Raw genomic sequence first — 22,937 nt, forward strand, 5'->3', positions numbered from 1 at the left:
TATGTTCCGGCCGGGCTTGGCAGGTATTCGGACAGCATCCGACACTTTTTATAAGGAGGTTTATCATGAAAAAACAGTCAAATTTATCGCGGCTTTTGTCCTATGCCGGCGGTCACAAAATCCTGACATGGCTTTCATGGATTTTGTCAGTGGTCAGTGCGCTTCTGGCACTTGTCCCTTTCTGGTACATCTGGCGTATCATCCATGATCTTCTGGAAGCAGCCCCTGATTTTTTCAGGGCAGACCAGACAGCGTCCTATGGCTGGAGTGCTGTGCTTTTTGCAGTACTTTCTGTTCTGGTCTACATTGCTGCGCTGATGTGTTCTCATCTTAGCGCATTCCGGATTGCTTCCAACATCCGGAAAGAGCTCCTGCGCCATATTGCTTCTCTCCCGCTTGGCACCATCGAAAAATACGGCAGCGGAAAACTCCGCCGAATTGTCAACACATCCAGCGCCGCCGCGGAGACATATCTTGCCCACCGTCTTCCGGACAAGGCCGGAGCCATTGCAACTCCCGTTGGTCTTCTCTTTCTGCTTCTCGTATTTGACTGGCGTCTCGGGCTTTTAAGTCTCATCCCTGTCATACTCGGCTTTCTGATTATGATGAGAATGACCGGGCCGGATATGGAGGCAAAAATGAAAGAGTATCAAAACGCCCTCTCAGACATGTCCAATGAAGCGGTAGAGTACGTCCGCGGTATTCCTGTTGTCAAGACCTTTGGCCAGAGTGTCTATTCCTTCAAACGGTTCAAAGCTTCCATTGACAACTATGAGAAATGGGTGATCGCCTATACGAAGACGCTGCGGCTTCCAATGATGTTTTATACCACAGCCATCAACGGCGTCTTTGCCTTTTTGATTGCAGGCGGAATCTTTCTGTCCAGAAACGGCGTCTCAAACGACCTTCTTCTGAATCTGATTTTCTATATTATTATTACGCCGGTAATCGGAACGACCCTGACCAAAATCATGTTCATGAGTGAAGATGCAATGATTGTCACGGACGCCCTCTCCCGCATCGATACCATCCTGGATGAAAAGCCCCTTGCCGAAAGTGCTGCCCATACAATCCCTTCCAGCCATTCTATCACTCTGGAACATGTGACATTCAGTTACGACGGCCAGAAAGATGCTCTCAGCGACCTTTCCCTGTCCATTCCATCCGGGCAGGTCGCCGCCCTGGTTGGTCCTTCCGGCGGCGGCAAAACAACGCTTGCCGGCATCGCTGCCAGATTCTTTGATCCTCAGAAAGGCCGGGTGCTGATCGGAGATGTGGATATCCGGCAGATTTCAAAAGAAGATCTGATGAATCAGGTATCCTTTGTCTTTCAGAACAGTCGGCTGATCAAGGCCTCCATTCTGGAAAATGTCCGGATGGCAAGGCCTGATGCTTCCCGGCAGGAGGTATTTCAGGCACTGGAAGCCGCCCAGTGTATGGATATCATCGAAAAGCTTCCGGACGGCATTGACACGGTCATCGGTGCGGACGGCATCTACCTGTCCGGCGGTGAACAGCAGCGGATCGCCATTGCCCGGGCGATTTTGAAAAACGCGCCTGTCCTGATCCTGGATGAGGCCACCGCATTTGCGGATCCCGATAACGAAGTCCGTGTACAGCAGGCACTCTCCACACTCTCCAGAGGCAAGACCGTGCTCATGATTGCCCATCGGCTTTCTTCCATCACCGGAGCAGACTGTATTTATGTCATGCAGGATGGGAAAATCACGGAAAGCGGCACTCACGCAGAACTGCTTCAAAAAAACGGACTGTTTGCCCATATGTGGCGGAACTATTCCGAAGCGGCGGAATGGAAAATCGAAAAGGAGGAGAACGTATGATTCAGAAATTACAAAGACGATTTGCATTATCCCGTCAGGGAGCCATTGACCTGATCAAAGGTTGTCTGGCCTGTGTCCTGCAGGATCTTTCCTTTATGTTTCCGGTCGGACTTTTATACCAGTTTGTGCTTGACATGATGGCCGGAGGCGTAAACGGCAGCCGGATCCTCTTTTATCTGGCAGGATGTGCCGCATGCCTGGTTCTGATTTTTGTCGTCACCTGGTTTCAGTATAATGCCACTTATCTGGCAACCTATGTGGAAAGCGGTGTGCGGCGGATCTCGCTGGCCGAACAGCTCCGGAAGATCCCCCTCTCCTTCTTCGGAAAAAAAGATCTCGCCGATCTGACCAATTCCATCATGGGAGACTGTGCCACCTTGGAGACTACGTTTTCCCACTATGTGCCCGCCCTGTTCGGATCCTTGATTTCAACCACCCTCGTTGCGGTCTGCCTGCTGTTTTTTAATGTAAAAATGGCCCTTGCCGCGATCTGGGTCCTTCCTGTTGCCTTTGCCATTACTCTCTTTTCTGCCCGGATTCAGGAATATTTCAACCGGAAAGCGGTGGCTGCCAACGTTGCACTGGAGAAGGGCGTCCAGGAATGTATCGAAAGTATGCAGGATCTGAAAGCATATAACGCAGAGCACCGCTATCTTACCGGTCTGTACCGGAAAATCGACGAGTCGGAAAAACGCCATATTGTAACGGAGCTTGGCACCGCCCTTTTTGTCGTATCTTCCACCCTGATTCTGAAATTTGGAATCGCCACCACCGCTCTGACCGGATCCGTGCTTCTGATCCGCGGGGAGATCGATATTCCTCTGTTTTTTATGTTTCTGCTTGTAGTATCCCGTCTTTACTCTCCGCTAGAAGGCGCACTCCAGAATCTGGCCGCCGTCATTTCCAGCAGGACAAATATCAGCCGTATGAACGAGATTCTCGATCACCCGGTACAGACCGGAAGCAAAGACCTGACCAACAAAGGATATGATATCCGCTTCGATCATGTAGGCTTCTCCTACAATACCGGAGAAACCATTTTAAAAGACGTATCCTTCACTGCAAAGCAGGGGGAAGTTACTGCCCTGGTCGGCCCGTCCGGCGGCGGCAAGACAACCGTCTCCCGTCTGGCTGCCCGTTTCTGGGATATTCAGCGTGGAACCATCACCGTGGGAGGTATGGACATCTCCAAAGTGGATCCGGAAACACTGCTTTCCTTTTACTCCATCGTCTTTCAGGACGTGACCCTGTTTAATAATACAATCATGGAGAATATCCGGATCGGACGAAAAGACGCCACAGACGCTGAAGTCCTGGCTGCCGCAAGACTGGCAAACTGTGAAGAGTTTGCTCTCCGGCTTTCGGACGGTTACAACAGCATGATCGGAGAAAATGGATGCGAACTTTCCGGCGGTGAACGGCAGCGTATCTCCATCGCACGGGCCTTTCTGAAAGACGCCCCGATCATTCTTCTGGACGAGGCCACCGCAAGTCTGGACGTCGAGAACGAAACGCTGATTCAAAGCGCTCTTTCCCGTCTGATCAAAGAGAAAACTGTTCTCGTCATTGCACACCGTATGCGGACAGTAAGCGGTGCCGACAAGGTCGTGGTTCTTTCCGAAGGAACTGTCGCGGAACAGGGAACTCCAAAAGAACTTCTTCAGTCCGGCACTATCTACCCTCATATGGCAGGACTGCAGGACATCAGTCAGAGTTGGAAGCTGTAATCAACCACATATTTAAAACGGACAGCATACCCGTTAACGGTATGCTGTCCGCCTGATATGATTTGCGGATTCATCTGTTATTGATAGATCGGATATCTGCCGCAGATGTCGGTCACCGCCCTGCGGATCTGATCCGCGTTCTTTTCAAAATCAACTGCTGCAAGACGAATCAGCCCTGCGATCTCTTTCATCTCCGGTTCTTTCAATCCCCGTGTTGTCACTGCCGGCGTACCGATCCGGATACCGCTTGTGATGCCCGGTTTCTGAGGGTCGTTCGGAATTCCGTTCTTATTGACTGTAATATACACTTCATCCAGCCGGTTCTGCATCTCTTTTCCGGTCAGATTCATCTTTCTTAAATCCACCAGCATCAGATGATTGTCCGTGCCGCCGCTTACGAGGTCAAATCCCTCTTCCAGCATGGCCTCCGCAAGAGCATGGGCATTCTTCACGATCTGTTCCTGATAGTTCCTGAACTCCGGCTTCAGCGCCTCACCAAAGCAGATGGCCTTTGCCGCAATCACATGTTCCAGAGGTCCGCCCTGTGTGCCCGGGAATACAGCCTTGTCCACCTGCTTTGCATATTCTTCCTTGCAGAGGATCAGACCTCCCCTCGGGCCTCTTAATGTCTTATGAGTCGTGGTGGACACCACATCCGCATATGGAACCGGGCTCTGGTGAAGTCCCGCTGCAACAAGCCCTGCAATATGCGCCATATCGACAAAGAAGTATGCGCCCACTTCTTTTGCAATGTCCGCAAACAGATCAAAACGAATCTCTCTTGGATAGGCGGACGCACCTGCTACAATCATCTTCGGTTTACATTCTTTTGCAATTTTGCGGATCTCATCGTAATCAAGAAAACCATCCTCACCGACATTGTATGGTACAAAATGATAAAGCTTTCCGGACTGGTTGACCGGAGAACCATGGGTCAGATGCCCGCCATGATTCAGGTTCATCCCCATCACCGTATCCCCCGGCTGAATAAATGCCTGATAAACCGCCATATTGGCCTGTGCACCGGAATGAGGCTGTACACAGGCATGTTCCGCCCCAAACAGCTTCCTGGCCCGTTCGATTGCCAGTGTCTCAATCTCGTCTACATGTTCGCATCCGCCATAATAGCGTCTTCCCGGATATCCTTCCGCGTACTTATTGGTCGGCACTGTTCCCATCGCAAGCATGACCGCCGGACTTACAATATTCTCCGACGCAATCAGCTCCAGATTTCTCCTCTGACGTGCCAGCTCCGCTTCCAGTCCCTTTCCCACTTCCGGATCATACTGACTGATATAATCCATGACTTCCTGTACCAGATTCATTACACATCCTCCTTCTTATTTTGTTGTACTGCCCAAACCTCCATTTCTGATGCCGTCAGCATCGTCATCGAGGGTGATGCCATATTCCACAAAGATTCCCTGCATAAATCCTTCTCCTGCTTTCAGCTCCACAGTTTTTCCCTCATTGGTATCATTGGTCAGTTTTGCGAAAATATGCCCTTCATTGTCTGAGTAGTAATAATCACTGTCAATGATACCGACCGTATTGTTGAGCTGAAGGCGGTACTTGAACCCAAGGCCGCTTCTCGGATAACATTTCAGCACCCATTCCTCCTCCATCCAGACACGGATGCCGGTCGGGATTTTCACCGTCTCTCCCGGTGCAAGCGTGACCGGATACGGGGCGAAGAAGTCATATCCCGCAGAGCCTTTTGTTGCCCTTCTCGGAAGCCTGATCTCTTCATACACCTTCTCTGCCTCCTCTGCGGTCAGAATCCCCTCTGTCCCCTCCAGGAACTGTTCTTTACTTACTTTCTGAAATTTCGCGATTCTTTTCATCGTGTTCTCCTTTTTCTGCCTTATTTTACAAGTTTTGCATTAATTTCATCATACTATTCTGAACGCAGAAAGTCAAATTCAATTCTGAATTCCGGGTGCCCCTTTGAATATTCTACAATAAAAAAAAGATCAAAAACAAATCTTCTGCTTCTGATCCTTTTTCCTGGTTTATTCTAATTTCCACATTCAATACTGATCTCATTAAAGAGTTCCAGAATCGTATCGACTGTTGTCTCCTCTTTTTCTTTCCCTGATCTGTCAAGAATACAGCGTCCCTGATGCATCATCAGCATCCTGTTGCCGTATTCTACCGCATACCGGAGATTATGTGTGACCATGATGGTCGTAAGCTGCTTTTCTTTTACAATCTTATCGGTCAGTTCCATAATGGTCTCCGCCGTCTTCGGATCCAGCGCCGCCGTATGCTCATCCAGAATCAGAAAATCTATCGGGGTCATCGTGGACATCAGAAGAGCCATGGCCTGGCGCTGGCCGCCGGAAAGGCTTCCGACTTTGACGTCCATCTTATCTTCCAGTCCCAGGTTGAGCTGCCGGAGCAGTTCCCTGTAATGCTCTTTCCGTCCTTTGTTGATCCCTCTTCCAAGTCCATAAAACTTTCCTTTATTGTCCGCAAGAGACATGTTTTCCAGAATCGTCATGGACGGGCAGGTTCCCATGGCAGTGTTCTGATACACTCTTCCGATTCTACGGTTCCTTTTATATTCTTTCATTTTTGTGATATCTTCACCGTCCATCAGGATCTGCCCCGACTCCACCGGGATACTTCCGCAGAGAATATTCAGCATGGAAGTCTTTCCGGACCCGTTGCTTCCTACAACAGAGACAAACTCTCCTTCCCGGACAGTCAGGTTGAAATCCTGAAACAGACACATTTCATTGATAGTGCCCGGATTATAATATTTCGTAATTCCTCTTAATTCAAGCATTTCCTTTTACCTTCTTCTTTCTTTCCATTCCGATGATCAGTATGATCAGGAACAATACTGCCGTGATCAGCTTCATATCCTGCGGTTCAAAGAACTTCAGCGCTGCCGCAACACAGGCCTTATAGATGACGGAACCAATCAGAACCGCCGTGGTTGCTTTCATAAACGTCAGGCTCTTGAACAGGCTGGTTCCAATAATCACGCTTGCAAGCCCGATAACAATCGCACCGGTACCGCTGGAAATCTCAAACACTCTTTGTTCCTGACAGAAAATACTGCCCGAGAGACATACAAGTCCATTCGCAATAGCAAGACCGAGGATCTTGACATTTCCCTGATCCTTGGCAAGGGACGTCACAAGATTTGCGTTATCGCCCACCGCCCGGAGCAGAAATCCCGATTTTGTCTTCATATACAGATCAAGAATGATTTTGGCAATCAACGCAATCACCAGGGAAATCACACACACTTTGTAAGAAGAAAGAGATCCCGTAAAAATTCCATCCATCAACTCGTTATCAAAAATACTCTTTTCTCCAAAAATCGGCACGTTTGCTGTTCCGGCAAGTCGAAGATTGATCGTCCAGAGCGCGGTCATCATGATAATTCCGGACAGCAGATCCCGGACCTTGAATTTTACATGAATCAATCCCGTACAGACTCCTGCCAGTACTCCTACCCCAAAGGAAATCACCAGAGTCAGATACGGATTGACTCCTTTGACAATTAAAGCCGCCGTCACGGCAGAACCCAGAGGGAAACTGCCGTCCACGGTCAGATCCGGAAAATCCAGAATCTTGTAAGTGATATAGACTCCAAGTGCCAGGATCCCGTAAATCAGGCCCTGCTCTACTGTTGTTACAATAAGGTTCATCTGTCTGCCTCCCGTTTTCTTCCTTTATGATGCGGAAATTTCATCGAAACTTTCCACCGCCTGGCTTACCAGGCTTTCATCCAACGTAATTCCAAGATTTTCCGCTGCTTTTGTATTGACATAAAGTCCAGGTTCTGAAATTGTCTCGTAATTCATTTCGGACGCTTTCTTTTCTCCCTTTAATACCTGCGCCGCCATCTTTCCGGTCTGCTTTCCAAGTTCGATATAATCCAGTCCCTCTGCTGCTACACATCCAAGTTTTACCTGCTCAATTTCACTTCCAAATACCGGTATGTTCTGTGCGTTCGCCTTGTCAAGAATCGTCGCAAGGGAATTGACGACAGTATTGTCCGTCAAGTTTGTCAGACAGTCCACTTCGCTTAAAAGCTCCTCAGTTGCAAGAGAGATATCCGCTGTCTGGGTCACGCCTTTTTCTACAATCTCAAAGTCATAATCTCCTGCCAGCTCTTTGTATGTTTCCAGCGCAGATACGGAATTTGCTTCACTTGTTGTATAGAGAATTCCGATCTTTTTCGCGTCCGGAAGAATCTGACGGATCATTTCCAGCTGCTCCTTAATCGGAAGCTCGTCACTTGTTCCTGTCACTTCTCCAACCGGAGTACCATCCTCATCAGCCAGCTTTGCAGCTACCGGATCTGTCACAGCTGTATAAATCACAGGAATGTCTGCATTCAACGCAGAGTTAAATGATGCCTGAGCACTTGGTGTCGCAATTCCGCAGATCAGATCTACTTTGTCGGATACAAATGCATCGCTGATCTGTTTTGTCGTTCCCTGATCCGCTGCCGCGTTTTTATATTCAATTTTCAGATTCTTTCCTTCTTCAATACCTTCTTCTTTCAGTCCTTCTATAAAGCCTTCTCTGCAGTTATCCAGAGATCCATGCTCCGCAAACTGGGAAATACCAATTGTATATTCCGCATCTCCCGAGCTGCTTCCATCACCGCTTCCACATCCTGCCAGAAGTCCCATTGCCATTACTGCACTTACTAATACGGTTACCATTTTCTTTTTCATATTGTTTTCTCCTTTTCTACTACATAAAATATGATGATTCTTCCGGATGTTGTATGCCAAACATCCGGCCCTTGTCAGTAAGAAAGGAAGTGGAACCCTTCAAAGAAGTCTGTAAATCTTTTCTTCAAATAAAAATCCGCCCCAAGCTTCTGCTTGAGACGGTAATAATCATCTTATTATCGCGGTACCACTCAAATTGGCATCTGATGCCCACTTTCTCATGTACTAACATACACTCCTGATTGATAACGGGTTCGGTTCCCGACAAACCATACTTGCCATGCGGCTTTCAGGCTGCCCTCGAAAGTCCATTCAATCATCTGCTCCATACAGCAGTTCCACCATCTGCCGCTCTCTGTGATTTCGCCTGATGATCTACTCCTCTTTCTCATCGGTTTAAAATATAAATCTTGGGTATACTTTATCACACTGCTTTACTGCTGTCAAGAAATTTTTTTATTTCTTCTGCGATCTGCCCTGCACTCTTTCCGTCTGTGGAAACTTCCAGATCCGCCGCCCTCTGATAATACGGCTCTCTTTTATCCAGCAGTTCCCGGATATATTCCGGAGTTTTGTTCTGTTCCAGAAGCGGCCTGTCATGGCTGTCCTTTACTCTTTCATAGATCGTCTCAGGACTGGCGGTCAAAAGGACTACAATGCCGCACGCTTTCATGGCCTCCACATTCTCGTCCCTCAGAGGCACACCGCCGCCGCAGGAGATAATGGATCCTTCTCTTTCTTTCAGATTTCTCAGGAACCCGGTTTCGCACTGCCGGAAATAGGTCTCTCCCATCTGTGCAAAGATCTCCGGAATCGGCATCTGTTCCATGTCTTCGATTGCCTGATCCATATCGATCACATCCATATGCAGGAGTTCTTTCAGACTTCCTGAAATCGTTGTCTTGCCTGTCCCCATAAATCCGGTTAAAAATATGTGCTTCATCCTGTTTTCCGCCTTCCGTGATAGATTGACTTTCTTTTTCTCATTCTTTATAATCTTACCATAATCAATACCAGATAGAAAGAGGGAATCCCTATGTCATTACAAATCAGCGGACACACCGGACTCTTAGGCTTCTTTGCCGATCCGGCGTCCCATTCCAGATCCCCATTGATGTACAACACGGCTTTTGAGAAACTGGGACTGGATTACGTGTATCTTGCATTTCAGATCGACCAGACAACACTTCCGGATGCTGTTCAGTCCATGCGTACCCTTCGGATGCGCGGAGCAAATGTTTCCATGCCGAACAAGACTGCTGTCATGCAGTATCTGGACGAAATCTCCACAGAGGCACGTCTCTGCGGCGCAGTCAATACCATTGTGAACGACGACGGGCATTTGACCGGTTATAACACCGATGGAAGCGGCGCTATGCTGGCTCTTTCCGAGGCGGGCGTTTCTGTTTCAGGAAAGCATCTTGTCATCCTCGGTGCCGGAGGTGCCGGCACTGCCATTATCACACAGGCGGCACTGGACGGCGTTTCAGAAATTTCTGTTTTTGTCCGAAAGTCAAGCTTCTGGAAATCCGAAGCGTTTCTTGAGAAAATCCGGAAAGAAACCGGTTGCAGGATCTCACTTCTGGACATCGGGGATCCTGCTGTCTTAAAGCAGGAACTTTCCCGTGCCGACATCCTGATCAATGCCACCAGCATCGGCATGGAACCGAATACAGATGCCTGTCCGATTCCCGGACCTGAGTTTCTGAATGAAGGTCTCTTTGTCATGGATATTATCTACTCTCCGGAAGAGACAACGCTGCTTCGGTACGCCAAAGAAAAAAGACTGCCATGCTGCAACGGCCTTGGCATGCTCCTCTATCAGGGCGCGGCAGCATTCCGCCTGTATACCGGGGAAGAACTTCCGATTGAGGATGTAAAAAAAGCATGGGGCGTGGAAACACTCTGACACTTCCAGAATGTGAAAAGAGCAGATCCAGACATTTTGCATGGAATCTGCTCTTTTTTATTACCCATTTACTTTTTCAACATTTTCTTTATCAGAACCCGGTTCTAAAACGGTGTTCCTACCATATCGTACGGTGTCACCTGATATACGTAATAGTTCAGCCAGTTCGTATACAGGTTATTGGCATTGGATCTCCATGTAAGGAGCGGCCGGTTCTCCGGATTGTCATCCGGGTAATAGTTGACCGGAAGTTCAATCGGAAGTCCTTTTGACTTATCTCTCTTATATTCCTGATCCAGTGTCATCCGGTCGTATTCCGGATGTCCCATGACAAAAATCTGTTTTCCATCTTTGGTCATGGCAAGGAAGATTCCCGCTTCTTCAGACTCTGCAAGCACCATCAGATCCTCGCACGCCTTGATCTTCTCCGGATCCACCTGGGTGTGGCGGGAATGCGGCGCGTAAAACACATCGTCAAATCCTCTGACCAGAGGGATTCTTCTGTTCATGACGCGGTGGCGGAATACGCCGAACAGCTTCTTATCAAGCGGGTATTTGTCAATTCCAAAATGATAATAATAAGCTGCCTGGGCTCCCCAGCACAGATGAATCGTGGAGGTGACATTGGTTTTTGTCCATTCCATGATCTCCTTCATCTCATCCCAGTAGTCTACTTCCTCAAACGGCATCTGCTCGATTGGAGCCCCCGTGATGATAAATCCGTCAAACTTCTGATCTTTTACGTCCTGAAACCGGACATAGAATTTATTCAGATGGTTTGCTGATGTGTTCTTGGACTGATGATTGGACACCATCACAAAGGTCACATCCACCTGAAGCGGGGTATTGGAAAACGAACGCAGAAGCTGAAGCTCCGTATCCTCTTTGAGCGGCATCAGATTCAGCAGTCCTATTTTCAGGGGACGGATATCCTGGTGCACCGCACGGTGCTCATCCATCACAAAAATATTTTCGCACTCCAGTATTTCTTTTGCTGGAAGATCATTTTGTACTCGAATCGGCATCTTCTCTTCTCTCCTTTGTTTCTTCTAAATATGTAAATTCTCCATCTTCTTCCAGATACTCTACATCTCCGTAGTGTTCCGTGTCCGGAGGCAGTTTTTTCTTCTTCAGTTTCTCTTCCACTACCATCTTCACGATATAGTAAATCACAGCAAACGTCGGAACCCCGATGATCATTCCGATAAATCCGAACAGTCCGCCTCCGAGCAGAATGGAAAACACCACCCAGAACGCGGATAGTCCTGTGGAATTTCCAAGAATCTTCGGTCCGATCACATTGCCGTCCAGCTGCTGTAGGGCAATGATAAAGATCAGAAAATAAAGTCCCTTAAGCGGATCTGCAAGGGCAATCAGGATCGTACTTGGAATAGCACCAATATAAGGTCCGAAGAACGGAATCACGTTGGTCACTCCGACGATCACGCTGACAAGCAGGATGTACGGCATGTCCAGAATGGTGATCCCGATAAAACAAAGTACGCCGATAATGGCGGAGTCAATGATTTTTCCGATAATAAATCCGCCAAAAATTTCATTGCTTTTTCTTGTAATATGCAGCACCATATTGGCGCGCTCTACCTGCATGCCCGCATACAGCATTTTTTTAATCTGTGCCGCAAAAGTTTCCTTTCCGAACAGCATGTAGACAGAAACAATACATCCGACAAGAAAATTAAACACTTCGCTTAATACATTAATAGCACCTGTCGTTATATTGGTCATCAGCACATTCATTTGTCTGAGCAGATCCGTTTGAATCCAATTCTGAATATTCTCCGACGCATGATTCAAAATATTTTCCACTATCGCACCGACCGGCGACTGTTCTTTTTGAATATGATCAAAAGAGTCCATCACTGCGTTCAACTGCCCCGGCAATGTCTCCATTAAATTGTGAACGCTTGTTATGAGTTCAGGAATCAACATATTCAACAGAGTAATAATAATTGCGAATAAAACAAGCAGAGCCAGGCAGATTCCAATTCCTCTGGAAAGTCTGTCTGCCGTCCTCTTCTTTTTCAGCTTCTTCTCCAGCAGCGGGCAAAGGTATCTGTCTACTGCTTTTACAATTGGATTCAGCAGATAGGCGATGGCAAATCCGTAAATAATCGGCTTCAGAATTCCCATGATCGTCCGGATCACGCCGAAGATCGTGTCTACCCTGAGAAACGCAAAATAAAGAACGATACATGCCGCGATTACAAGGAAAAATGTCAGACCTCTCCCAAAGGACTGGCGAATTCTGGACGGGCCTTTTCTTCCAAAAGCAGGCAGTTTATCCGGCTCTTTTTCCTTTTTGTTTCCGATTCCCGAATGACTGGTATCTTTTCGCTTCAAATTCTTCCCTCCCGGTTGAAACACATATAAATTTATTATAGCGAAAGCTTTGAAACGCGTCAACAAAAGAACAGACGGAAATCATTCCGTCTGCTCTCTTACTTCTTTCTTACCGACACTGGAAAGTTGCGCACTCTGTCTCTTCGCAGCTGCATGCCCCGCCACCTTCTACACTGATCTTCCCTGCATTACATTTGCAGTTTTCATTGTAACAGCATTCCTGAGCCTTACAGTCAATCGTGCTGAGAGGAGAAGCCTCCATGGACGCATTTGTAAATGTTCCGGATTTTCTCTCCTCAAAGCTGTCACAGCATGTGTCGGATGCATTTTTTGCCTGATCGCCTCCTACGCGAATACTGTCAAGATTACAATAATAGTTCTGATTGTGCATACAATTCTGCACCGTACATTTTAATTCTGGCATCTTTTCATCCTCCTTCTATTTCTCAGGAGGTAGTATGTCCAGCTTTCAGATAATCTATTCCTTTGTTTCGATTTCTCTTCTCACTCTTCCAGAGATTTCCTTTTTGATATCGCACAGGAAGTCTTCAAGAGCTTTCTGTCCTTCATCTCCTGCAAATCTGCTTCTTACGGAAACAAGGCTCTCTTCTTCCTCTTTTGCTCCTACTACCAGCATATACGGGATCTTCTGCATCTGAGCCTCACGGATCTTGTAGCCGATTTTCTCTGCTCTTGTGTCAATCTCGGCGCGGATTCCTGCCTCTTTTAATGCCTCGAATACTTTCTCTCCGTATTCCAGATGTTTGTCGGAAATCGGAAGCACTTTCACCTGTACCGGAGCAAGCCAGGTCGGGAATGCCCCTGCAAAGTGTTCAATCAGAATTCCGATAAACCGCTCGATGGAGCCGAATGCTACACGGTGGATCATGATCGGACGATGTTTCTCTCCGTCTGCCCCTGTATATTCCAGATTGAAACGCAGCGGAAGCTGGAAGTCAAGCTGGATTGTTCCGCACTGCCATGTACGTCCGATGGAGTCTTCCAGATGGAAGTCGATCTTCGGTCCGTAAAAAGCACCGTCACCCTCATTGACTACATAGTCCATTCCCAGTGCATCCAGTGCTTCTCTGAGCGCTTCTGTAGCCAGATTCCAGTCTTCATCGCTTCCCATGCTGTCTTCCGGTCTTGTAGAAAGTTCTACATGATATTTGAAGCCAAACAGCTTGTATACTTCGTCAATCAGAAGCGCAACACCCTTGATCTCATCTTTCACCTGTTCCGGTGTCATAAAGATATGGGCATCGTCCTGTGTGAAGCAGCGCACTCTCATCAGTCCGTGCATCTGTCCGGATTTCTCGTGGCGGTGTACAATACCAAGTTCTCCCATACGAAGCGGAAGGTCACGGTAGGAACGCGGTTCTGACTCATAAACGAGGATGCCGCCCGGGCAGTTCATCGGCTTCACGGCAAAATCCTGATCGTCGATTACTGTTGTATACATATTTTCTTTGTAATGATCCCAGTGTCCGCTTGTCTCCCAGAGATGACGGCTGAGCATGATCGGAGTGGAAATCTCCACATAGCCGTTCTTTGTATGGATCTCTCTCCAGTACTCCAGAAGCGCGTTTTTCAGCGCCATTCCTTTCGGAAGGAAGAACGGGAATCCCGGGCCTTCTTCTCTGAGCATGAACAGCCCCAGTTCTTTTCCAAGCTTTCTGTGGTCTCTTTTCTTCGCTTCTTCCATCATTGTCAGATACTCATCCAGATCTGCTTTTTTTGTAAAGGAAGTACCATAGATTCTTGTCAGCATCTTGTTCTTCTCATTGCCTCTCCAGTAGGCACCTGCAAGACTTGTCAGCTTGAATGCTTTTACCGCTTTTGTATTCATCAGGTGCGGTCCTGCACAAAGATCCGTAAACTCTCCCTGTTTGTAGAAACTGATAATAGAATCTTCCGGAAGATCCTCGATCAGTTCCACCTTGTACGGCTCCTCTTTTTCTTTCATCAGAGCGATGGCTTCTTCTCTTGGAAGTGTAAAGCTTTCAATCGGCAGCGCCTCTTTTACAATCTTTTTCATCTCTTTTTCGATCTTTTCCAGATCCTCTGTTGTAAACGGAGTCTCTCTGTCCAGATCATAGTAAAATCCATCAGCAATTGCCGGTCCAATGGCAAGTTTTGTCTCCGGATACAGACGTTTTACCGCCTGTGCCAGAATATGGGAGGAAGTATGCCGGAATGTTTCCTTTCCTCCTTCGTCCTGGAATGTCAGGATGCTGAGTTCGCAGTCATCGGAAAGCACCGTTCTCAAATCCACCACTTCCCCATTGACTTCTCCTGCCATTGCCACTCTTGCAAGGCCTTCGCTGATATCGGATGCAATCTCGAATACAGACATGCTCTTGTCGTACTCTCTCACAGACCCGTCTTTTAATGTAATTTTCATCTTGTTCTTCCCCTTTCTATTCTGTTTATTCTATGGAAACCCTCTCACGGTCCGGATGTTCACCTGACCATCCGACCGGAGGCATGGTATCGAGCTTTTGCATTTCTGTTTTCGTCAACTCAAAACCGAAAATATCCTGATTATTCTTCATCCGTTCCTCACTCGATGCCTTCGGAATTGGAATGATTCCTTTCTGGAAGGCATACCGCAGGCAGATCTGTGCCTGGGTCACATGGTGCCTTTCTGCAAGAGCACGGATCAGTTCATCATCCATCACCCGCCTTCTTCCAAGCGGGCTCCATGCCTGTACAAGAATATCATGTTCCTGGCAGTAGCGCACTGCCGCTTCCTGAGTATATCCCGGATGAAACTCCAGCTGGTCAACCGCAGGTACAACCTCACAGGATTCCAGAAGATTCTCAATGTGGTGCGGAAGGAAATTGCTGACACCGATAGCGCGTACCCGCTTCTCGTGATAGAGCTTCTCCAGTGCTTTCCATGTTTCTATATCCAGTTTCTTCCAGTTCTCACAGTCCGGCGATGGCTTCGGCCAGTGGATCAGATACAGATCCAGATAGTCTGTCTGAAGATTTTTTAATGTCTGCTCAAAAGCCCGCAGAGTATTATCATATCCCATCTCATCTTTCCAGACCTTGGAGACAAGGAAAAACTCTTCCCTTGGAATTTTGCTTTCTTTCACAGCCTCTCCCACATAGGTCTCTGTCTGATAAAAGGAGGCTGTATCCAGATACCGGTATCCGCACCGGACAGCTGTTTTGATAATCTTTGATGTACTTCCTTCCGCTGCCTTGTAAGTGCCGAATCCCAGACACGGAATCTGTACACCATTGTTCAACGTCCTGCATTCTTTAATACTGTTCATTTCAAGTTCCTCCTTTTCTTAACTGTAAAATCAGATCCCTGTGAAATAAAAAGTCCCCTGCAGCTATCGCTGCAGGGGACGAGTTCTCACCCGCGGTTCCACCCCGCTTATGCCGTCCACCCCGAAAGATGAAAGACATCTCTTGCTGATAATGATAACGGTATTAAACCGGACGGTTTTGCCGCCGCTCAGAGGTAGTCTTCAGATGGTCCGTGATAAAAGGCTTCCAGCCAATGGCCTCTCTCTCTGGATCCGGTTTCACACCCTACTCGTCTCGTCACCACGTTTTCGTTTCTCAAATATAGAGTAATTATAATCATTCCGATTTTATTTGTCAATGCCTGTTTCTCCATCCTTTTACAGACAAAAGCAGCACAGCCAGTGCTTCGCGCACCATATAATTCAGATAAAGAACCGGCTCTGACTTTGCCGGAACAGGGAAAAGTCTTTGGTACCCTTCCCTCTTTCCAAGAAGCCATGCCCGGTAAATGTGGAAGCTGTTCGTCACCACGCCGGCTTTCTTTTCCCTGATCTCCGGAATGAGCCGCGCCGTAAACCTTAGATTTTCCTCCGTTGTGGAAGACCGGTCCTCCGGAAAAATCCGCTCTCTTTCGATCCCTCTTTCGGCCAGATACTCTTTCATGGCCTCTGCTTCCGGGATATCCTCGCCTCTTCCCTGCCCTCCGGAAACCACAATTTTCACAGCCCTGTGTCTGACTGCATAAGTGTATGCCCTGTCAAGCCGGAGCTTTAGCGAGCTTGTGATCCGGGTACGGTCTACCTTTGCCCCAAGAACAATCAGATACTCCAGGTCTTTCGCTTCTTTCTGCCTGCCAAAAAACAGCATCCGGATCCAGACAGCCGCCACTGCCGTCCAAAGCAGTGTCCAAAGCACAAGTGCCGCCCGTTCAGCCTGCCACGGAAGTCTCTCCTGCAACAATCCATACCCGATGCAAAGCACACCGCAAAGAAGCCAGAAGCGGGAAAAGGTTGAATTCCATCTTCCGACATACCGGCATACAGCCAGATAATAAAGAAGACAGAACATTCCTGTCACAAAAGACATTATTTATTTTTGCCGCAGCAATGTTTGTACTTCTTGCCGCTTCCGCACGGACACGGGTCGTTTCTTCCGATCTTCTTTCCTTCTCTTACAAAAGTATGCATCTTTTTCGCTTCCTTATACAGCTCTTTCTGCTGTTCTTCGGAAAGCAGGATGTTCCACTGTGGAAGCTGGTAAAGCCACTCAGCCTTCGCATCTACCATGTTTTTGTAAAGTTTTTCTTTATCATAGATCAGATTGACCTCTGTATCTTCTTCCATGGTCTCGATCGGATTCTCGTTTATAAGGCTTTCGTTGATTCCGTCAAGGAATCCTACCATTGTCATAACTTCCACACCATATTTTTCGGCCAGTTCTTTCACTGTGCCTTTCACTTTCTCATCCGGGTTGGAAAGTAATTTTTCGTAAATTTCTTTTTCAGTCTGAAAATATGCGCCCCAGAAAGTCTCAAGCTGCTGCTTTGTCATCTCTCTGGAATACGCAGTCTCTCTCCACTGTTCCAATAACGTACTCATATCAAATTCTCCTTTGATTTAAAATAATCTTCGCAGACTTCATTATATAACAGGATATTTTATATTGCAAGAAAAACCACCCTGCCCTCTTCCATTGCTTTTTTAACGTATCTTTTATATAATTGTCATGAAAATAATCCATCAGGAGGTTTAACCATGAAAAAGACAAAACGAATTCTGGCTGTCCTTGGAATCATTCTTCTGATCACCATGTATGCCAGTACACTCATTTTTGCATTGATTGATCATTCCGCATCCCTGGGATTGTTAAAAGCATCCATCGCCTGTACAATTTTCGTTCCTGTTCTGCTTTATGCCTACACTTTGTTTTACCGTCTTCTTCACCGAAACGATGAAGATATGTAATCTCTTTACCAGAATATCAGATTTCAGCAAACATTTTCCTGTAGAATAAAACAGTGTGCCCGGAGCAAATCATTTTCTCCATGGACACACTGTTTTATTATCTGCCCGGGACCTGACTTCCGGCCGGGCGTTATTCTATTTTATTTCATGCCAGACTGAAAAAAAGAATCGGGTTGAAATCCACCCCTGCGTCTTCTCTCTGGCTTCTTTTTTCTTTTTCTTTCATCTCTTTTCTTCTGTTTAAGTATTCTTCCATTGAAATTGCTTCCATGCGTCCCGGTATACTACTCTGCTGCATATAAAAACCTCCTTTTTCTGTTTCCCGGTATCACTATTATATGAAACGGAAAAAAACTTTATGACTCCCCCTTTACATCTTTCACTTTACCATCGAAATGTGTCTGTTTTGTGGCACTGTTCTAAAATTTATCTAACTTCTTTCTTAAAAAAATAAACAAAACCGCTCTTATCTGTTATCACTTTATCTCTTGACAGTATAAAAGTTTTATTTTACACTAGTAATAATTTTTAAAGGAGGACTCGAACATGGAAAACTTAATGATACCAGAGGGCTACCGCCCGCCGCTTTCCATCCGTGAAACGGAAGTTGCCATCAAAGAGGTGAAAGATCACTTTGAAAGGTCTCTTGCAAAGAACCTTCATCTGACACGTGTATCTGCCCCTCTTTTTGTTCGTCCGGAATCCGGACTGAATGACAACCTGAACGGTGTGGAACGCCCGGTTTCTTTTGGAATAAAAGAGCAGAATGATAAAGAGGTGGAGATTGTACACTCTCTCGCGAAGTGGAAACGCTATGCGCTGAAGCGTTATGGTTTTCACTCCGGAGAAGGTCTCTATACAGATATGAGTGCGATCCGCAGAGATGAGGATACCGACAATCTTCATTCCATCTATGTGGATCAGTGGGACTGGGAAAAGGTGATCTCCAGAGAAGAGCGTAATGATGAAACGCTGGAATACACGGTACGGAAAGTCTATGCGGCACTGAAGGAAACCGAACACTTTATGGCACGGCGCTATAACTACATCGGAGAAATTCTGCCGGATGACATTACATTTATCACTTCCCAGGAGCTGGAAGATCTCTATCCTGAATGTACGCCGAAGGAGCGGGAATACCGCTATGCGAAACAGAAAAAAGCCATCTTCATCAAACAGATCGGAAAAACATTAGCGTCCGGCGAACGCCATGACGGACGTGCTCCTGACTACGATGACTGGGAATTAAACGGCGATATTATCGTCTACTACCCTGTTCTTGATACAGCTCTCGAGCTTTCCTCCATGGGAATCCGTGTCGATGAAGCTGCGCTGAAACGCCAGCTTGCTCTTGCCGGCTGCGAGGAACGTGCCGAACTGGATTTCCAGAAATCTCTCCTCGGCGGGGAACTCCCGTATACAGTTGGAGGAGGGATCGGACAGTCCCGTATCTGTATGTTCTACCTGCGCAAGGCTCATATCGGTGAAGTTCAGTCTTCCATCTGGCCGAACGAAGTGGTTGAAGAAGCTGCGGTAAACGGAATTCCGCTTTTATAGATTTCAAAACCGCTCTGAACCACTTATTCCGGACATCCAAAACGGCTGCATGATGAATCATCATGCAGCCGCTCTTTCTTGTTTTTCTTTATCTGTAAATGATATCCTCACGTCCCGGTCCGTTGGAAACAAGTGTGATCGGGTAACCGATCTTCTCTTCTACGAACTCGATGTATTTCCGGCAGTTTTCCGGAAGATCTTCGTATTTCCTGATGCCGCGGATATCGCATTTCCATCCCGGAAGCTTTTCGATCACCGGTTTTGCCTTCTCCAGAAGGTAAGTCGGCGGGAACTCTGTTGTGATTTCTCCGTCGATATCGTAAGCAACGCATACCGGAATTTCATCCAGGTAGCCAAGTACATCCAGTACTGTGAACGCCACATCAGTTGTTCCCTGCATACGGCATCCGTATTTGGATGCAACCACATCAAACCATCCCATTCTTCTCGGACGGCCTGTCGTTGCGCCGTACTCTCCGCCGTCACCACCGCGGCGTCTCAGCTCGTCTGCCTCTTCTCCGAAGATCTCGCTGACAAACGCACCTGCTCCTACCGCACTGGAATATGCCTTACATACTGTCACGATCTTGTTGATCTCATATGGCGGAATTCCTGCGCCGATTGCACCGTATGCAGCCAGAGTGGAAGAAGATGTAACCATCGGATAGATTCCGTGGTCAGGATCTTTTAATGTTCCAAGCTGTCCTTCCAGAAGGATCTCTTTTCCTTCTTTTAATGCTTCGTGAAGGAATAAAGATACATCGCAGACATACGGCTCGATCATCTCCTTGTAACCCATCAGCTCTTCGAACAGCTCGTCCGGCTGAATCAGCGGTTTATGATATAAGTGCTCCAGAAGAACATTTTTCTGCTCTGCAACACGCACAACCTTTTCCTTTAACAGTTCTTCATCAAACAGTTCGCTTACCTGGAAGCCGATCTTTGCATACTTGTCTGAATAGAACGGGGCGATTCCGGACTTGGTAGATCCGAAAGATTTCTTTCCAAGACGCTCCTCTTCATACTGGTCAAAGAGCTTGTGGTAAGACATTACCATCTGTGCACGGTTTGACACTTTGATCTTCGGAGCCGGCACATTTCTGTCCACGATAGACTGAATTTCATTTATTAAAACCGGAACGTCCAGTGCAACTCCGTTTCCGATTACACTTGTTGTATGATTATAGAACACACCGGATGGTAGTGTATGAAGTGCAAACTTTCCATAGTCGTTGATAATCGTATGACCGGCATTTGCTCCTCCCTGAAAGCGGACGATGATATCGGCCTGCTTTGCGAGCATATCCGTAATCTTACCTTTCCCCTCATCTCCCCAGTTAGCACCTACTACTGCTTTTACCATAACATATCCTCCTGTATGTGAATCGTTTTTTAACCACCTAAGCATTATACTATATTTTTAGGCAAATGTACATTTGATTTTCCGTTTTTCGGAAGTTTTCCAAAGATTTCGCAGCCTTTCCGCCCGGCAGGATGCTTTCCGGGACATATCCAGGTCTACATCAGAGGTGCAAACAGCCTCAGCACCTGTCCTTCGATTTTTTCCTTAACACTTCGCTCCTGAACCTCTTTCATCGTCACAAAGTGACACTTCTTCAATGTCTCCTGAAAGTCCCTCTCAATATCCGCGACAACCGGATTGTTATAAATAAAGACTCCATCTTCAAAATGAAGATACAGACTTCTGTAATCCAGATTAATTGTTCCTACTGTCGCGGTGTCATCATCAGATACGAAGATCTTGGCGTGAACAAATCCCGGAGTATACTCATAAATCCGGACCCCTGCTTCAATCAGTTCTTTATAATATGTCTTCGCCACCGCAAACGCATACGGCTTATCCGGAATGTGCGGCATGATGATGATCACTTCCATCCCGCTTTTTGCCACACGGGCGAGCGTTTTTATCATTTCATTATCCAGAATCAGATACGGTGTCATAATGTGGACATACTCTTTTGCATGATTCAGGATATGGAAGTATACTTCCTCACCGACAGTCTCATTGTCGTACGGGGTATCCCCGTACGGAAGAACGTATCCGTCTTTCGGATCAAACGGTTTACGGGAAGGATACAAATACTTTTCGTAGGCATCACTCTTCTTCTCATCGATATTCCACATCTGAAGAAACATGATCGTAAGACTCTGTACGGCATCTCCTTCCAGCATGATCGCCGTATCCTTCCAGTGTCCGAAACGCTCTCTCCTGTTAATATATTCATCCGCCAGATTAACCCCGCCTGTAAATCCTACCTTGCCGTCAATCACACAGATCTTTCGGTGATCACGGTTATTCTGAATTGTGGATACAATCGGATTGATCGGATTGAATACCTTACACCGGATTCCTCTTCTTCTAAGATACCACGGATAATCTGACGGAAGCTTGGAAATACTGCACATACCGTCATACATAAACCGGACTTCCACGCCTTCGGCAACTTTTTCTTCCAGAATGTGACGGACTTCATCCCACATTTCTCCGCCTTCCACGATAAAGTATTCCATAAAAATGAAATGCTCCGCCTTTCTCAGCTCTCTTTTAAGCGCATCAAACTTGTCCTCTCCAAGAGGGTAATATTCCAGCCTGGTGTTGCCATAAGTCGGGAATCCCATATGTTTTCCAAGATAAAAGGACAGATTCTTATTCGCCAGTTTACTCTCCTTCATGGCATCAATGATCTCCATATCCTGACACATGTACTCTTCGGTCTCTTGCCGGAGGGTTTCAAGCCTCTTTCCAATATACCGCGTACCGATTTCGCATTTGACATAGATGTAGAAAAACGTTCCGAAAATCGGAAGAGCCATGATACACAGGGCCCATGTCAGCTTAAACGCCGGATTATCTTCCGAATTAATGATATAAATCACCGCAATCGTACCGATAATACTGAAGACTCCATATAAATAGGTCCAGCTATCCGTCAGAAAATAAATACCAAAAACCATGACAAGAATCTGGATCAGAATCAGAAGAAGAATGACAGCAGTTCTGCCGTAGATCACACTGAAGAGTTTCTTTTGTACTTTTCGCTTTTTGCTTGATTCCAAATTCAATACCTCGGTTCCTTACTAAATACGGTTTATTCTAACACATTTCATTTTACACCTCAACTCCAAACGATTCAATCATTCATTAACTATTCTAAACTTCTATTAAGAAAATATAAAATTATGAATCTTTTCTTTCTTTTTCACTCAAAAAGTATTACAATAAGGATAGTATATGATTGAACAGAAAGGAGTTGCCCTTTATGGCGAAAAAATGGACAAAAGGTATCGTCGGACTCGCGGCGATCGGTGCAGCAGCGGCCGGCATTCTTTATATGAAGAATAAAAAAGATAATGAAGAGCTGGAAGACGAATTTGCTGATGATTTTGAAGATCTTGACTTCGATCTGGATGATGATTTAAGCGATACATCCGGACGCGAATATGTACCTCTGAACAACGGTTCTTCTGAAGAAGAGCAGGAGGAATCATCTGAAGAAGAGGCCTCTTCTGAAGAAGCCGCGTCCGACGATGAAGAGTCTGAAGAAGACGAAAAAGACAACACGGAAGCATAATATCCATGGAAATCA

Annotated in this window: 22 protein-coding genes and 1 other annotated feature; of the genes, 6 read left to right on the forward strand and 16 right to left on the reverse strand. The window is 46.7% G+C overall.

The genetic code is table 11. The features are described from left to right. Window positions 1-65: 65 nt before the first annotated feature. Both FGQ85_RS01545 and FGQ85_RS01550 read left to right on the forward strand, forming a co-directional pair. Window positions 66-1,841 (forward strand): ABC transporter ATP-binding protein, encoded by a 1,776-nt coding sequence (locus tag FGQ85_RS01545; RefSeq protein ID WP_138372465.1) that lies wholly within the window; start codon window positions 66-68, stop codon window positions 1,839-1,841. After that, window positions 1,838-3,568 carry an ABC transporter ATP-binding protein gene (locus FGQ85_RS01550; RefSeq protein WP_138372466.1) on the forward strand — a complete coding sequence of 577 codons (1,731 nt, stop codon included), beginning with the start codon at window positions 1,838-1,840 and terminating at the stop codon, window positions 3,566-3,568. The genes FGQ85_RS01545 and FGQ85_RS01550 overlap by 4 nt, the downstream gene beginning before the upstream one ends. A gap of 77 nt (window positions 3,569-3,645) precedes the next feature. On the opposite strand, the gene glyA is transcribed toward FGQ85_RS01550, so the two are convergent. The 6 genes from glyA to FGQ85_RS01585 form a co-directional block, all read right to left on the reverse strand. Then, window positions 3,646-4,887 (reverse strand): serine hydroxymethyltransferase, encoded by a 1,242-nt coding sequence (gene glyA, locus FGQ85_RS01555; RefSeq protein ID WP_138372493.1) that lies wholly within the window; start codon window positions 4,885-4,887, stop codon window positions 3,646-3,648. Window positions 4,888-4,908: 21 nt separating this feature from the next. Beyond that, window positions 4,909-5,412: a deoxyuridine 5'-triphosphate nucleotidohydrolase gene (locus FGQ85_RS01560; RefSeq protein WP_087252792.1), complete on the reverse strand. Its 504-nt coding sequence runs from the start codon at window positions 5,410-5,412 to the stop codon at window positions 4,909-4,911. Between the two features lie 173 nt (window positions 5,413-5,585). Further along, window positions 5,586-6,359, reverse strand: coding sequence for an ATP-binding cassette domain-containing protein (locus FGQ85_RS01565; protein ID WP_087168263.1), 774 nt, complete (start codon window positions 6,357-6,359; stop codon window positions 5,586-5,588). Then, entirely contained in the window at window positions 6,352-7,233 is an 882-nt protein-coding gene (locus FGQ85_RS01570; protein ID WP_138372467.1) for an ABC transporter permease, read from the reverse strand. Before FGQ85_RS01570 ends, FGQ85_RS01565 begins: the two co-directional genes overlap by 8 nt. A 24-nt stretch (window positions 7,234-7,257) precedes the next feature. Continuing rightward, complete coding sequence (locus tag FGQ85_RS01575) at window positions 7,258-8,271, reverse strand: ABC transporter substrate-binding protein (RefSeq protein ID WP_138372468.1); 1,014 nt, start codon at window positions 8,269-8,271, stop codon at window positions 7,258-7,260. A gap of 151 nt (window positions 8,272-8,422) precedes the next feature. Then, window positions 8,423-8,672 (reverse strand) — a binding site (T-box leader). Between the two features lie 23 nt (window positions 8,673-8,695). Next, a complete protein-coding gene (locus FGQ85_RS01585) occupies window positions 8,696-9,214 on the reverse strand; it encodes a shikimate kinase (protein WP_138372469.1) in 519 nt (172 codons plus the stop codon). Window positions 9,215-9,307: 93 nt separating this feature from the next. Between FGQ85_RS01585 and aroE the strand changes: the two genes are divergently transcribed. Then, window positions 9,308-10,180 (forward strand): shikimate dehydrogenase, encoded by an 873-nt coding sequence (aroE, locus tag FGQ85_RS01590; protein ID WP_138372470.1) that lies wholly within the window; start codon window positions 9,308-9,310, stop codon window positions 10,178-10,180. 104 nt (window positions 10,181-10,284) lie between these two features. On the opposite strand, the gene metA is transcribed toward aroE, so the two are convergent. The 7 genes from metA to FGQ85_RS01625 all read right to left on the reverse strand — a co-directional run bounded on the left by metA (window position 10,285) and on the right by FGQ85_RS01625 (window position 17,406). Continuing rightward, window positions 10,285-11,205 (reverse strand): homoserine O-succinyltransferase, encoded by a 921-nt coding sequence (gene metA, locus FGQ85_RS01595; protein ID WP_138372471.1) that lies wholly within the window; start codon window positions 11,203-11,205, stop codon window positions 10,285-10,287. Further along, window positions 11,183-12,541, reverse strand: coding sequence for an AI-2E family transporter (locus FGQ85_RS01600; RefSeq protein WP_087168270.1), 1,359 nt, complete (start codon window positions 12,539-12,541; stop codon window positions 11,183-11,185). The genes metA and FGQ85_RS01600 overlap by 23 nt, the downstream gene beginning before the upstream one ends. 109 nt (window positions 12,542-12,650) lie before the next feature. Beyond that, window positions 12,651-12,965: a DUF1540 domain-containing protein gene (locus tag FGQ85_RS01605; RefSeq protein ID WP_087168271.1), complete on the reverse strand. Its 315-nt coding sequence runs from the start codon at window positions 12,963-12,965 to the stop codon at window positions 12,651-12,653. Window positions 12,966-13,019: 54 nt separating this feature from the next. Beyond that, entirely contained in the window at window positions 13,020-14,945 is a 1,926-nt protein-coding gene (thrS, locus tag FGQ85_RS01610; protein ID WP_087168272.1) for a threonine--tRNA ligase, read from the reverse strand. A 25-nt stretch (window positions 14,946-14,970) separates the two neighbouring features. Continuing rightward, window positions 14,971-15,828 carry an aldo/keto reductase gene (locus FGQ85_RS01615; protein ID WP_087252796.1) on the reverse strand — a complete coding sequence of 286 codons (858 nt, stop codon included), beginning with the start codon at window positions 15,826-15,828 and terminating at the stop codon, window positions 14,971-14,973. A gap of 334 nt (window positions 15,829-16,162) precedes the next feature. After that, on the reverse strand, window positions 16,163-16,894 hold the full coding sequence (locus FGQ85_RS01620) for a YdcF family protein (RefSeq protein WP_087252797.1): 732 nt from the start codon (window positions 16,892-16,894) through the stop codon (window positions 16,163-16,165). Beyond that, entirely contained in the window at window positions 16,894-17,406 is a 513-nt protein-coding gene (locus FGQ85_RS01625) for an SEC-C metal-binding domain-containing protein (protein WP_087168275.1), read from the reverse strand. The genes FGQ85_RS01620 and FGQ85_RS01625 overlap by 1 nt, the downstream gene beginning before the upstream one ends. 156 nt (window positions 17,407-17,562) lie before the next feature. On the opposite strand from FGQ85_RS01625, the gene FGQ85_RS01630 reads away from it, so the two are divergent. Further along, window positions 17,563-17,772: a hypothetical protein gene (locus FGQ85_RS01630; protein ID WP_087168276.1), complete on the forward strand. Its 210-nt coding sequence runs from the start codon at window positions 17,563-17,565 to the stop codon at window positions 17,770-17,772. A gap of 145 nt (window positions 17,773-17,917) precedes the next feature. Here FGQ85_RS01630 and FGQ85_RS18255 read toward each other — a convergent pair whose 3' ends face one another. After that, the gene (locus FGQ85_RS18255; RefSeq protein WP_162610171.1) at window positions 17,918-18,070 is read right to left on the reverse strand and encodes a hypothetical protein; all 153 of its coding nucleotides are present in this window, start codon (window positions 18,068-18,070) and stop codon (window positions 17,918-17,920) included. Between the two features lie 248 nt (window positions 18,071-18,318). Here FGQ85_RS18255 and asnA point away from each other — a divergent pair, with 248 nt between their 5' ends. After that, a complete protein-coding gene (asnA, locus tag FGQ85_RS01635) occupies window positions 18,319-19,329 on the forward strand; it encodes an aspartate--ammonia ligase (RefSeq protein WP_087168277.1) in 1,011 nt (336 codons plus the stop codon). A gap of 88 nt (window positions 19,330-19,417) precedes the next feature. Here asnA and FGQ85_RS01640 read toward each other — a convergent pair whose 3' ends face one another. Further along, the gene (locus FGQ85_RS01640; protein WP_087168278.1) at window positions 19,418-20,692 is read right to left on the reverse strand and encodes an adenylosuccinate synthase; all 1,275 of its coding nucleotides are present in this window, start codon (window positions 20,690-20,692) and stop codon (window positions 19,418-19,420) included. 155 nt (window positions 20,693-20,847) lie between these two features. Continuing rightward, window positions 20,848-22,413, reverse strand: coding sequence for a cardiolipin synthase (gene cls, locus FGQ85_RS01645; protein ID WP_347563030.1), 1,566 nt, complete (start codon window positions 22,411-22,413; stop codon window positions 20,848-20,850). Window positions 22,414-22,610: 197 nt separating this feature from the next. On the opposite strand from cls, the gene FGQ85_RS01650 reads away from it, so the two are divergent. Next, window positions 22,611-22,922: a hypothetical protein gene (locus FGQ85_RS01650; RefSeq protein WP_087168279.1), complete on the forward strand. Its 312-nt coding sequence runs from the start codon at window positions 22,611-22,613 to the stop codon at window positions 22,920-22,922. Window positions 22,923-22,937 lie beyond the last annotated feature (15 nt).

The sequence above is a fragment of the Pseudoflavonifractor sp. BSD2780061688st1 E11 genome, assembly GCF_005844125.1.
GTDB classification, from domain to species: Bacteria; Bacillota; Clostridia; order Lachnospirales; family Lachnospiraceae; genus Sellimonas; species Sellimonas catena.